We start from the raw sequence: 12,566 nt of genomic DNA, 5'->3' as shown, positions 1-12,566 counted from the left end.
TTCGCCTAAAAACTATCTCAACCCTTTGTAACCAAAGAGACGCCAGCCTTCGCCAGTGCCTCGATATCTTTCTGCCAATAGGTTTATCTATTGCACTTTTTCAAATTTAGTTATTCTTCTTATAACCATTACATAACAAGCAAAGGTAACAATAAAACCTGTCAGCATAATAACATCCGGTATAGAAAAATATTCGCCAGCTAAACCTATTACCGACATAGCAGCGGCAGCTGATGATATAGCAACTAAAGCTTGCTTAGAGCTTAGTCCAGCACGCTGTACTATATGATGTAAGTGATCTCTGTCTGGTTTAAACGGTGATTTACCGTTTTTATATCTGCGAACAACAATTGCTAGCATGTCCATAAGGGGAATAGCACAAATCCATAATGCGGTTACTGGGCGAAATGAAGCTTGTTCACCTTGAGTAGCCATGGTTAATAACCAAATAACACTCAGGCCGACAAACATGCTGCCCGCGTCACCCATAAATATTTTTTTGCATTCTTTATTAAAGAACTTTTCAAAAAAACCTAAGTTATACATTAAATAAGGTACAGTGGCAGTCGCTAGTATTAAAGGGTAGCTTAGGTAATTTGTCTGACCACTCATGATAAATAAAATAGCAATTGAAGTGAAAGTATTAATACTTAAACTGCCAATCAGGCCATCAATACCGTCAATCATGTTGTAAGCATTTATAACTACGATAATACCTACATAAGTAAATACAATTCCTACTGGGCCTAACGTAACATCACCAAAGCCGAATAAGTTGCCTAAGTTTGAAATATAGCCACCAACACCGTATATCATTAAACTGGCAATTATAATTTGTCCAACAATACGTACTCGTACGCGCAGATCAAACTTGTCATCGAGAGCGCCAATAAACACCATCATTGCTGAAGCAATAAGGTACATACGAAGTTCTAGGGTATTAGGTAACCATAAAAGGCTGGCAGCAAGTACTGCTAAGAAGATTGAAATACCGCCAATAAGGGGAATGTGTCCGGCGTGCTGTTTACGCTCACAAGGTTTATCAACTAAGCCAATTTCTATTGCTACCGGATTGAAAAATTTAATGGCTAAGAATGCAAAGAAAAATGCAGTAACGGCTGTAGCAATGATGTACATATTAAATTCCGATGATTTTCGCTAAATTTGCTCTCGAAGAGCCTAAAGGTAATATTAGAATTAGATACAAGAAATGAAAATGTAAACATGTTCATTATAAATGTAATAATTTTAACGCCAAGATTATACTTGAATTTATGCCTTATTGCAGTAAAATATTGTTATCTATTTAATCGTTGGTAGAACTTCGAGAAATAACTATTGGATGTTTTTAGTCAGTACGGAGAAGTTTCCTCTGTACTGACTATTTGTACTTTGTATTTTCAGTGCCTTCACAACTACTTCTTTGCGAAGTAGCGAATTAATACAATCAATACTGATAATATACCACCAAGCATAGTACCTAAAACAGCTATTAATGCACGTTTTGGCTTATCTTTGAGATCAGGTACTTGAGCGGGATCTATGGTTTTCAGTATATATTCTTTTTTAACCATCGTCAGCATCATGTTTTTAGTTTGCTCTTCAATTAACTGGTAAAATACCGTTTCCATGGTGGAAACTTTAATATTAGCTAACTGTTTAGTTAAATAATCTATCGATGCTTTCGCTTCAATTTGATCTTGTTCACGCATAAATTCATTAATATCTTGAATTAACCACGTTAGCCATTGCTGTGCTATTTTTGGTGAATAAAATTCAATATCAATATTTACCATTGATGTAACTTTGTCTTGAGAAACTGTTAATAATTCAGACAACTTCTTATATGCTTCCCATGGAGAGGGCTCTGGCTTCTTCGGAACTTTTACTGCTCGTATCCACTTGTTATTAGCTTTATCATATAACTCTTCATTTAAGATTAAGGTATCACTTTCCATATCCCAGTTTTTTGATGCCATCAACGGTACTAATAAATTATGCTTGGTAATGAAGTTTTCGATAAACGAGCGAGATTTAATAATCTCCAGTGCAAGTGCAGTTTTATCACCACCGCCACCGCCAAGGTTAATACCAGCCATGCTAGCTAAACCGCCAAATTGTCCAGCAAGTGCGCCAAGGCCACCTGCACCACCTTTACTTGATGCAGGGGCTAATATTGCAGACGCTTTATAGATGTTGGGTTTAGATAGAGCAAAGAAAACAGAAGCTATGGCAAATGTCATGCTTATAATGATAATGGTAAATTTACCTGCCCAAATTGCGCGCCAAAGTTCGGCTAAGTCAATTTCATCATCTTGGTTTTGAGTGTTTTGTAGAAGTAATTGTTGTTGAAGTAATTGCTGTTGTAACAATTGTGCATTCACATCACTTGGTATCGCTTGAGTATTTTCTACTGATTTTGACACTTTTCACCATATCCGATTGGCATATGTTGACCGTATAGACTCAACGAACAACAAAAAATTTTCCGCATTATACGAATAATCGTAACAGAATTAAAGGGGGGAAGTAGCTCAGTTACCTTTTATTTTGGCTTCTTAGGCTGAGATGAAGGCTTGGTAGATTTAGTTCGTAAAACAAGCCTAAAATAATTAAAAAATGAGAATAATATAACTACCCCTGAGAATACCCTCGCTTCACTTCACTGAGAAGGTAAAAATATTTAAATTATGTGAATAAAGAATGGATTCCTGATCAAAAACTTCGGGAATGACGACTGTTTAATTTTTTACCCGTGATGTACATAAAAAATAGTTCAGAAAAAAAATCCGATCTGGCGAGAAACTCTTCCATAATCTTTATCTTAATTCAGGATTAGGTGATTATTGGATTGACAAGGTTATAAAGTTCATCAAATAACTAAATCTTTGACCTCTATTCTATTTGCCAGGAAAGAATATTCGCTGATTCACTACTCATAATGACCATATTTACTTTTAATCAATCTGTATTTTCTACTCAATGCCTTCTCTGATCCCACCTAAGTCACTTAATAATCCGGCCAAGCGTTCAATTTTGATATTACTCAGTTGGCGATAATCAAAATATGGACAGACGATAAGTCTGTTTTCTTTATCGATAGCAAATTCATCATCTAGCCAAATTAAATTAGCAACGAGGTTACTGCTATTGATTAATGCTTTAGCGTGGCCTTTACCACAAACAATATGCACTATTTTTTTATTTGGCATTTCTATATTCGACATTAATTGCGGCGGTGAGAATAACAAGGCTGTTTTACTTTGTGATTGTAATAAATATTTATCTCGATAATTTTGCCAAGTAGGTGTGTTTTCTGAATAGTCGAAATGTTTTTTATCTAAAGCGTAAAGTAACTTAGCATATACATTAAAAACTTTTCGCCAGCCATTACCACACGCTTGGTTAATCACGTTAATCTCACCTTCAACAAGTGAGGTAACTTCACACAAACTTTGATATTCAAGCATGTTAGGTTTATTTGCTATATAAACAGCAAAGCTGAAGTCTTTGTCACCAAAACCTATATTATTCATTATTTTCCCATTTTTTATCAATTTTGGTTATGTTCTATTGACTGATCTGTTTTGACCTATGTTCTCGTCTTTTTATTTAAAAGTCTCTATGGCGACTAAGTTTTGTTAGATTAGAGGGGTATTCACTCATCATCTTAATCAACTTCTAACAGTTGACCAATGCATGTACTTATTTCACAGAACAATATAGGCTATAATTATCCAATAGAAAGCTAGACTAATCATACAAATATATAAGTAATCTGAACATTATGGACATAAATACACAACCCACGATCCTTTGGCACGATTAATTGCAAAAACACATATCCAGCTGTTTTTATTCAATAAAAAAAAGACCCGTAATTATTTGATGCACTTTTTGATGCACGATATCAAAGCGGAAGGTTATATTGGAACAATATTGTTGAGTTTAATAATGGATGACAGCTCAATACACTTCATAATATTCTGAAAGTGTCATATCACCTGTACGAGATTGACTTTTTTCAAATTGTAAACTTTCATCTAAAATAGAATAAAAACCCTAAGACGCTAACGCCCCCAGAGTGAGATAGAAAAATTAAATAGCGCTTCAATCAATAAAAAGTAGGTGTTTTCCTATAGTAATTATGGATATTTAGATTAAACGTGAGCCGACACGTAAGTCAGCGTCACTAAATAATTAAGTAATAACGTTAAGTTTTTAGGTAAGAAGTAGTGATAGTTTTGAAAACTATCACTACTAAAAGTTTATTCAGTGGAAAGTTTGCTCGGTTTAGAAATTAAACTTGGCCTCAATACCATAAGTTCTAGGTTTTGCGTAGGCGCCAATGATACCACCAAAGAATTCTTTAAAACTATTTGTTAAGTGATCGCTATCCGTTAGGTTTCTGCCCCAAAGTGATACTTCCCAATCACCACTGTCGGTCAGTAAACTAATGCGCGCATTAACCATACTAAAACTTTCAGCTTTATCAAAGTCAACAGTTTCGCCTGTACTTGGAACAGTATAACCGTCATCATTGTTCACTAAGAAATATTGCTCGCCCGTGTAGTTGTAATCAACACGGTACATAATGCTTGACGATAATGCTGCAACTTCTTGATAATATTGAAGGCTAAGCGATGCTGCAACTTTTGGTGCATTCGGCAATTGATTACCTGATGCATCTGATCCATTTGCGCCACCACCAATAAAGCTGTCAAATGTCGCATCAAGCAAACCTAATGAACCGCTAATGTTGAAATTGTCAGTCATTTGGTAGTCAACTTCAAGCTCAAAACCTTGTGTAAGTACTTCTGCTGCATTGGTAATACTTAATGCAGTAGTACCGCCAACTAATTCAATATATTGGTTTACTTGGTAATCTTCATAGGCTGCATAAAATAATGACGCATTTAATCGTAAACTGTAATCCATTAATTCCGCTTTATAACCCAGCTCATAGCTCGTTACCGTTTCTTTATCAAAATCAATACCGTCTTCTATGACTTCATTTGACACGAAATCTAAGTTATAACCACCACTTTTAAAGCCCGTCGATACACGTGCATAAGTTTGGCTATTTTCTGACAATGAATAATTAATATTCAATGACGGAGATAAATGAGTATCAGTACGTTCATCAACTAAATGGGCTGTTCCCATTTTAAAACCGCCAGAATTATCACCATCAATTGACCAGTCAACTGCTTTCGTTTCTGATGAGTAACGCACACCAAAACCTAATACTAAGTCTTCGCTTAGATCATAACTGCCGTTAGAAAAAAGTGCGTAACTACTTGTGTCGACTTTACCATCAATAGAAACGACAGGAGAACTTGGGTCAATACCAGCCCAAGCGATTTCCGGACCGCCAATCGCAGCACGAACAGTAGTACTGTCTAAACTAAATAAATACGCACCCAAAATATATTTAAAGTCTCTACCGTCTGGTGAAATCAACTGAAATTCTTGGCTCGTTTGTTGATAAGCATCGGTATAAGGCGTATGCAACCAATCTACATATGAATGATCAGAGTCTATCGCTGTATCTATATTCGTATCACGGTAGGCGGTGATTGATTTAAATGCAAAGTCATTATCCATATCATAATCTAAGGTTAACGAGCTCCCCCAAATGGTGATGTCTTCAAAAACATCTCTATCTTGATAATTTTCATACTTACTATCTGCCGTACCACCTAACACATCGCCATAAATAGCTTCAAGCATGCCATCAAAAGGGTGACCTGTACCACCAAAGATAGGTGTCATGCCCATGTCTGAAAAAGCTGTAAGGTCTTGTTTTGAGTAATCGCCACTGAAACTTAACCGTAAGTTATCTGATAATTCAGAAATAAGGTTAACGCGACCAGCTAAGCTGTCTTGTCCGCCTGGCTTAGTATTAAGGTAAGTATTCTTCATATAGCCGTCTTCTTCTGACTTATTTAAGAATACTTTGGCTGCGGTTGTATCACTAAGCGGCAGATTCAATTTCAGGTTATATTCACGTAGATTATTGCTGCCTGCATTAATATTGACAGAGCCTTCAAATTCATCGGTAGGCTCTTGAGAAATCAAGTTAATGGCGCCAGCAATGGTATTTTTACCAAATAATGTTCCCTGAGGACCACGTAATACTTCAACGCGTTCTAAATCAACCAAGCCTTGGTTAACTGCTGGTGATTGACCTAAATAAACGCCATCAATATAAACACCAACACGGCTGTCGAAACCGATGTTTCTACTATTAGCACCAACACCACGAATTGTGATTTTTGCGTTAAAGTTTTTTCCGCCGGTCATGCTGATATTAGGCGCTATTTCACTAACGTCTTGAAGTTTTTTAACACCACGTTGTTTTAGCTCTTCATGACCAACATTGGTAACAGAAATAGGCACATCAATTAACCGCTCGATTCTTTTTTGCGATGTTATCGTGATTGTTTCTACTTTTTGCTTCTTTTTTACTTGCTCTACAACTTCTTCTTGTTCTACAACTTCTTCTTGTGCGAAGGCACTTTGAGATTGCAACGCCACTAATACCGCAGCGCTAAGCAATGAAAGCTTTATTGTATTGTTTTTCATAGTATTCCCCATTTTTTTAATTAAATCATTAATGATTTTTTATAATATTGTTTTCTAAATTGAATAAGTTGCAATGGTAATTTGTCTGTAACAATAACCGGAATGACTAGGAGCATCATGGCTATATATTCATATTCCCATTTCATATGAGCCAACAATGACTAACATTGTGTTGACAGAAATAAAAATTGAAAATAGTGAACTAAAATTAACTTAGCACGGCAATATAATTATGATTGTTAACTAGGTAACAATCACTCGCACTTTATTACACTTAATAAAGGTAATATTTATTAAAGGTGAACGAAAACACAAAACATTACCTTTAACTAAAGTTAAAAAATCACTTTAAGACCTGGAGTATAGGGTGGGATAAAAATTAAACTTATCGTTTTATTACATGTATTTTGTGGGATAAGTTAAGTTTGTGAATGTCACTGATATTCAATTGTTATTCAATTAACAATCTTATTTGAGCTTTTATGGGACAATCAAAATTAACTTAATAAAATAAAGGTAGGCCTGCTTTGCAAAATACTAAACATAAAAATTCAATAATTAAGTGTGCTTTGATGTCCGTTATAACAGTTTATATTTCACTTTCTGCTCCACTTCATGCAACAGAATTTGTCACTGAACTTAAGCATGGCTATTCAGCAGAAAAGGCCTATGCCCTACACAACGAATGGAGTTTACCAAAATTCCTAGTTCCTACGGAAACAGGAGCCTATTCTTACCTTCATCTGGGTGAATTTTTACCGCAAGCAATTATTTATAGAGAGGGTAAAGTTAGCTTACTAGAGCAAAAAACAGATAAAAAAGTTGGCCAAATCACCCTACCAAACAAAGAGGGTAAAAGCTTAACGTTAGAAAGTATGATTAATGATAAAGCATCACCCGTACAAGGTGTCATGGTTTTACACAAGGGAAAAGTAGTTTTTGAGCAATACTCTGGCATGCGAAAAAACGATAACCATGTATGGATGTCTAATGCTAAACCTGTCGCTAGTTTACTGATTGCTCAACTAGAAGAGGAAGGAAAAATAGACGTTAGTAAGCCGCTTTCAACTTATATGAAAAAAACAGTAGGAACCGCTTGGGAAAATATTAAGATTATTGACATTCTAAACATGCAAACTGGTTTAGATTTAGCAGAAAGCTATAAAAATCGTAAAAACCCCAACTCAAGTATCATGCAATTTTTTGCGGCTGAATTGGGTGCTCCTAATAGTAAAGGTATTAAACAAACACACAACCAAGCATTATTTTCTATAAAAGCGTTAAAAGAGCCCGGTCAGGCATTCGAATATTCATCTGCTAACACACAAATGTTAGGGTTGTTAATTGAGGCGGTTACAGGCAGAAAAATAGTTGATTTAATCTCTGAACGTATTTGGAGCCTTGCTGGGATGACAGGAGATGCAACAATAGCGCTATCCCCTCAAGGGAATGCAATCATTCATGGGCTCATTAGCTCAAGATTGGTCGACATGGCTCGATTTGGCTTACTGTATACGCCAAGCTGGAGTAAAACGGCTTCTGAGCAGGTGGTATCTAAAAGCGCTATAATCAAGATACAACAAGGTGGCAAAGCAGAAAATTATATAAAAGATCCTAGTGTAGCTAACATGCTAACTAAAAGGTTTGGAGAAAAACCTTTATTTAATAGTTATCAATGGGATGCTGTATTTTCCGATGGCGATTTCTATAAAGGTGGCATGAATGGACAAGGTATCTATGTTTCACCTGAAAAAGATGTGGTAGTCGCTTGGTTTGCTACCGGGTTTGCCGAAATTTCAATGGAATCTTTTGCCCGTAAAATCGCTTTATCTTATTAATATATATCAATAGGCTGTAAGCTGTTTCATTTGTGAATGTAGCTAAAGCCAATGAAAAAAGACATTATAAATAGTCCGAACTATTTCTTACCCCATAGAAATAGTTCGGATTACACACTAATATGATATTTTGCCCAAAATAACCTTATAATTCTACAAATGACATTTTCTTAATATATTCCAAAGGTATCAATCAATGCTTGTTATTCCTGATTTACATAATTGGCGTAAAAACCTACCTCCAATAGCCCTTGAGGAGATTCAGCAAACTTTAACATTGAAATCATATAAAACTAACGAATTTATCTATTCTGCGGGTGATGATTCGAATAAATGTTTTCAAGTAGTGTCGGGAGAGATTAAAGTTTGTAATTACTCTTTAGAAGGCAATGAATTGATTATTTCAAGTTTACATGCAAATGACTGTTTTGGTGAAATGGGGCTAATTACAGGTCAAAAAAGAATTAATTATGCAATAGCGATTAAAGATGTCACGGTAAATGTTATCAACAGTAGTGATTTTGATACCATTTGTTTGAAACACCCTCAAATTTTGATGTCGTTAAATAAATTCTTGTGCAACCGCCTACAAATGGCATTTGAAATGATGGAGGATGCATACTTATTACCTTTATATCAAAGGCTTGCAAAACTTTTAATCAAATTAGCGCTTAGTAATGGTGAGTCGAACCCTGATGGTCATATTATAATTAAAAATGTATCTCAAGAATCATTAGGGCTTATGATAGGTGCAACTAGGCAAAGTATTAGCCGAGAGCTAAAGAAGATGGAAGAGGAGGGAATGATCAGTTTCAAATACACTCAACTAATAATTCCTAATATAAAAGAAATGATTAATCAGTTCGAAAACATTTTAACTCACGAGCCGCTTGTTTCTTCATATTCAAAATGAATCATCAACTCTTAAATGTTTCCGTTATCTATTATCGGTTTTTGGGTGGGATATACCTATATCAAGCAAACCAAACTCTATCGCTTTGACTACTGCTTGAGTTTTACTACGTGCATTTAAACGCTTCATAACATTTTTAATATATTTTCTGATTGTTTCAGTTTTTAATCCTAAAATATCCGCAATCTCATTCGCAGTTTTACCTTGTGCCGACCAGTATAAGCAATCTTTTTCTCTTGCCGTTAGTTTTACAATAGAATATTTCATGCCATCTTCTCGCCACTGTAAATTATCAATACAGTGATAAACCAATTGATGAGCAAAAAGCATTAACCGAGCCTTATCGCTTGATTCAAGTTGATACCGAGTATTCTTCGAGAAAAAAGAAAGGCTCCAATATTCAGAAGGAGGTAATTGCACAGGAATAGAAATAAGATTTACAACATTATTTTTAATTAATGAATTTATCCACCTTTTTTCTACCAAGGTATATTCGTTTTTGTTTTCTTTTATAATATCCGTTAATAAAAACTGGTGCGGTATAGTTTGCTGTACCATAAATCGGCGAATGGGGTCAAACCGCCGATTAACATCGCTGTCTTTGCGGCTTGCCCTGTCAAAAGGCGCTAACCATGCTTTAAGTGATTTTTTATCTATGCCTTTCGATAGCCAACGTTGTATTTCTCCAGGCTCTCCTGAAGGTAACCAACCATTAATGGCATAAGCAAATAAAAAACCATCAAGTCCCAATGACTCCACAACATTGTCCATTAATAAGAGTAGATCGCCCTCATTTTGAATAGCGCTAAAATCATTAAATAACACACTATCCATCATCATTACTCTAGGTTATATTTTTCAGTTGTAGTCATTCATGCCCCCCATTTCAAACACTATATATCCGTTAGTTCTACTGGAGAAACAATACATTTTTTAGCTAAGTCGATCCCGGATCATGCTTGGATTTAACTGAGATAATTCAGTACAACCGAGTAAGGCCATGTCCCGTTCAACCTCAGATTTTAACAAGGTGATGGCATGCTCAACACCTGCTTGTCCACCTGCAGCTAAGCCGTAAACATAAGCACGTCCAATAGAACATACATTTGCGCCTAACGCTATCGCTTTGATAATATCGGAACCTCGACGAATACCACCATCAACAATAATTTCAATGTCATCACCAACGGCGGCTCTTATTTCTTGAATGATATCAATAGGTGCTGGCGCAGAGTCTAGTTGTCTGCCACCATGGTTTGATATAATAATACTGGTTGCGCCAATTTCAACGGCTCGTTTTGCATCATCAACTGAAATAATACCTTTAATAGCGAACTTCCCCCCCCAGTATTCAATCATATCTTTGGCATGTTGCCATGTTAGGTTTGGCTCAAGGAGCCCTTTCATGTACTGAAGAAATTGGGCAGTATCTTTCATCGGAGGGACACTTTCTAAATTGGCTAAATCACGCCCTTTATCTGTTACATAATTGAAAACCCAGCGTGGTTTACAAGCAAAATCTACTGCGCTCGACAAACTGAGTTTAGGAGGAATAGTTAAACCATTCACTAAATCTCGCTCTCTATTTCCTGCCACTATGGTATCTACTGTTAATACCAAAGCTTTATAACCTGCTTTTTTACAGCGATCGAGTAAACGCTTATTTTGTTCTTTATCTGTTAATACATAAACTTGAAATGCTTTATCTGACGTTGTAGCCTGCGCAACCTCTTCTAACGGCTTCCCTGAAAAAGTTGACAAGGTAAATAGCGTTTTCATTTTAGCCGCTGCCTTAACGCCAGCAATATCAGAATCAGGGTGAAAAAATCGAGACTGCCCTATCGGTGAAATATAAAAAGGCATCTCAATTTCACAACCAAAGACCTTACTTTTGATATTTATATCTCTAACATCTCTGAGCACATTAGGTATTAACTGATATCGGTCAAAAGCTGAGGTATTATTTGCGAGCGCTTTCTCATCATCAGACCCTCCAGCCATATAGTCAAAAATAGCTTTAGGAAGTCTTTTTTTAGCTAATTGGTGTAAGTTTTCAATATTAAAACATTTAGTAATCATTTGGTCATTCGCACAGTAGAATTATGGAACCAATAATATCTTAGCACCATAATCAGACAACCCCCCCATATAGGGGTGTAGTATTGTCGTTGTCATCCTTTAATATTAACCAGAATATCTAACGCACTTATTCAATATATGTACTTAACCTAATCAAGTGTTTAAAAAATAAATTAAAGAGGCTTTATAATGAAACCAATTTTAGTAATGACCCGGCCACTACCTTTTCCTGAATTAAAGGCAAATGGAGAAAGTATTGAAACTCGACTTTTTGAAGGCGATTTCAGCGTTTTTGCACAGGCGCAAGTAATTTGTTCAACGTCACTCGATGCTTTAGATCATAACTTTATCACCCAACTTCCTGAATCAATCAAACTTATCGCTAACATTGGCGTTGGTTATGACAATATTGATTTAGCTGCCGCTACCGCAAAGGGTATTGCCGTTACAAATACCCCTGTTGTTACCGAAGATACTGCCGATTTAGCTTTTTCATTAATTTTAGCCGCGAGCCGTCAGTTAACTGCCAATGAAAAATTTCTTCGTAATGGGCAATGGTCAGCCACCAACCCTATTGGTTGCTTAGGTAAGACAGTGCACGGTGCTAAACTTGGTATCATTGGTTTTGGTGAAATCGGTCAAGCGGTAGCCCGTCGTGCCAAGGCTTTCAATATGGAAATATTCTATCACGGACCACGTCGTAAAATAGATGCTGAAGTCTCGCTAGAAGCCGTCTACTTTGAGAACTTAACAGACATGTTAGCAGCGTCTGATATTATTTCTATCAATTGCCCGCTTAACGAAAATACGCATCACCTCATTAATGCAGATACTATAGCAACAATGAGACCAGACGCCATTTTGGTTAACACCGGGCGTGGACCTTTAATTGATGAATCAGCACTTGTGGGTGCCATGAAAAAGGGTCATTTATTTGCCGCGGGATTAGATGTTTTTGAACACGAACCAGAAATACATGACCAATTATTAACATTACCTAATGTAACACTGACTCCCCATATTGGTAGTGCCACAAGCCAGTGTCGTGGAGCTATGGCAGCCTGTGCTATTGGAAATATTTTAGCTCAAATGGAAGGTAGGATACTTTTAACCTCAGTCAATTAAGCTATAAGACATCATAAATATAA

Annotated in this window: 9 protein-coding genes; 3 read left to right on the top strand and 6 right to left on the bottom strand. The window is 36.1% G+C overall.

The window, feature by feature from the left end; genetic code table 11:
- Positions 1-87: 87 nt before the first annotated feature.
- The 4 genes from wecA to CPS_RS09260 all read right to left on the bottom strand — a co-directional run bounded on the left by wecA (position 88) and on the right by CPS_RS09260 (position 6,588).
- Entirely contained in the window at positions 88-1,137 is a 1,050-nt protein-coding gene (gene wecA, locus CPS_RS09275) for a UDP-N-acetylglucosamine--undecaprenyl-phosphate N-acetylglucosaminephosphotransferase (protein ID WP_011042912.1), read from the bottom strand.
- A gap of 278 nt (positions 1,138-1,415) precedes the next feature.
- Complete coding sequence (locus tag CPS_RS09270) at positions 1,416-2,384, bottom strand: Wzz/FepE/Etk N-terminal domain-containing protein (RefSeq protein ID WP_011042911.1); 969 nt, start codon at positions 2,382-2,384, stop codon at positions 1,416-1,418.
- Positions 2,385-2,975: 591 nt separating this feature from the next.
- Positions 2,976-3,536 (bottom strand): DUF6942 family protein, encoded by a 561-nt coding sequence (locus CPS_RS09265; RefSeq protein ID WP_011042910.1) that lies wholly within the window; start codon positions 3,534-3,536, stop codon positions 2,976-2,978.
- 757 nt (positions 3,537-4,293) lie between these two features.
- On the bottom strand, positions 4,294-6,588 hold the full coding sequence (locus CPS_RS09260) for a TonB-dependent receptor (protein WP_011042909.1): 2,295 nt from the start codon (positions 6,586-6,588) through the stop codon (positions 4,294-4,296).
- 572 nt (positions 6,589-7,160) lie between these two features.
- Here CPS_RS09260 and CPS_RS09255 point away from each other — a divergent pair.
- Together CPS_RS09255 and CPS_RS09250 are read left to right on the top strand one after the other, a co-directional pair.
- Positions 7,161-8,426 carry a serine hydrolase domain-containing protein gene (locus CPS_RS09255; RefSeq protein WP_011042907.1) on the top strand — a complete coding sequence of 422 codons (1,266 nt, stop codon included), beginning with the start codon at positions 7,161-7,163 and terminating at the stop codon, positions 8,424-8,426.
- A gap of 196 nt (positions 8,427-8,622) precedes the next feature.
- Positions 8,623-9,339 carry a Crp/Fnr family transcriptional regulator gene (locus CPS_RS09250; RefSeq protein WP_011042906.1) on the top strand — a complete coding sequence of 239 codons (717 nt, stop codon included), beginning with the start codon at positions 8,623-8,625 and terminating at the stop codon, positions 9,337-9,339.
- Positions 9,340-9,363: 24 nt separating this feature from the next.
- Here the strand turns inward: CPS_RS09250 and CPS_RS09245 are convergent, their stop codons facing one another.
- Both CPS_RS09245 and CPS_RS09240 read right to left on the bottom strand, forming a co-directional pair.
- A complete protein-coding gene (locus CPS_RS09245; RefSeq protein ID WP_011042905.1) occupies positions 9,364-10,173 on the bottom strand; it encodes a helix-turn-helix transcriptional regulator in 810 nt (269 codons plus the stop codon).
- Between the two features lie 99 nt (positions 10,174-10,272).
- Positions 10,273-11,418, bottom strand: a complete 1,146-nt coding sequence (locus CPS_RS09240) for an alpha-hydroxy acid oxidase (protein WP_011042904.1) — start codon at positions 11,416-11,418, stop codon at positions 10,273-10,275.
- Between the two features lie 189 nt (positions 11,419-11,607).
- Here CPS_RS09240 and CPS_RS09235 point away from each other — a divergent pair, with 189 nt between their 5' ends.
- Positions 11,608-12,543: a 2-hydroxyacid dehydrogenase gene (locus tag CPS_RS09235; protein ID WP_011042903.1), complete on the top strand. Its 936-nt coding sequence runs from the start codon at positions 11,608-11,610 to the stop codon at positions 12,541-12,543.
- Positions 12,544-12,566 lie beyond the last annotated feature (23 nt).

It is taken from the genome of Colwellia psychrerythraea 34H, from assembly GCF_000012325.1.
GTDB lineage: Bacteria > Pseudomonadota > Gammaproteobacteria > Enterobacterales > Alteromonadaceae > Colwellia > Colwellia psychrerythraea_A.
The sequence above is the reverse complement of the archived record's forward strand: the minus strand, read 5'-3'. Positions and strand labels throughout refer to the sequence as shown.

Coding starts and splice junctions, on each gene's coding strand:
- CPS_RS09255 (WP_011042907.1), top strand. CDS start 7,161: ATGTCCGTTATAACAGTTTATATTTCACTTTCTGCTCCACTTCATGCA.
- CPS_RS09260 (WP_011042909.1), bottom strand. CDS start 6,588: ATGAAAAACAATACAATAAAGCTTTCATTGCTTAGCGCTGCGGTATTA.
- CPS_RS09240 (WP_011042904.1), bottom strand. CDS start 11,418: ATGATTACTAAATGTTTTAATATTGAAAACTTACACCAATTAGCTAAA.
- CPS_RS09265 (WP_011042910.1), bottom strand. CDS start 3,536: ATGAATAATATAGGTTTTGGTGACAAAGACTTCAGCTTTGCTGTTTAT.
- CPS_RS09250 (WP_011042906.1), top strand. CDS start 8,623: ATGCTTGTTATTCCTGATTTACATAATTGGCGTAAAAACCTACCTCCA.
- CPS_RS09245 (WP_011042905.1), bottom strand. CDS start 10,173: ATGGATAGTGTGTTATTTAATGATTTTAGCGCTATTCAAAATGAGGGC.
- wecA (WP_011042912.1), bottom strand. CDS start 1,137: ATGTACATCATTGCTACAGCCGTTACTGCATTTTTCTTTGCATTCTTA.
- CPS_RS09235 (WP_011042903.1), top strand. CDS start 11,608: ATGAAACCAATTTTAGTAATGACCCGGCCACTACCTTTTCCTGAATTA.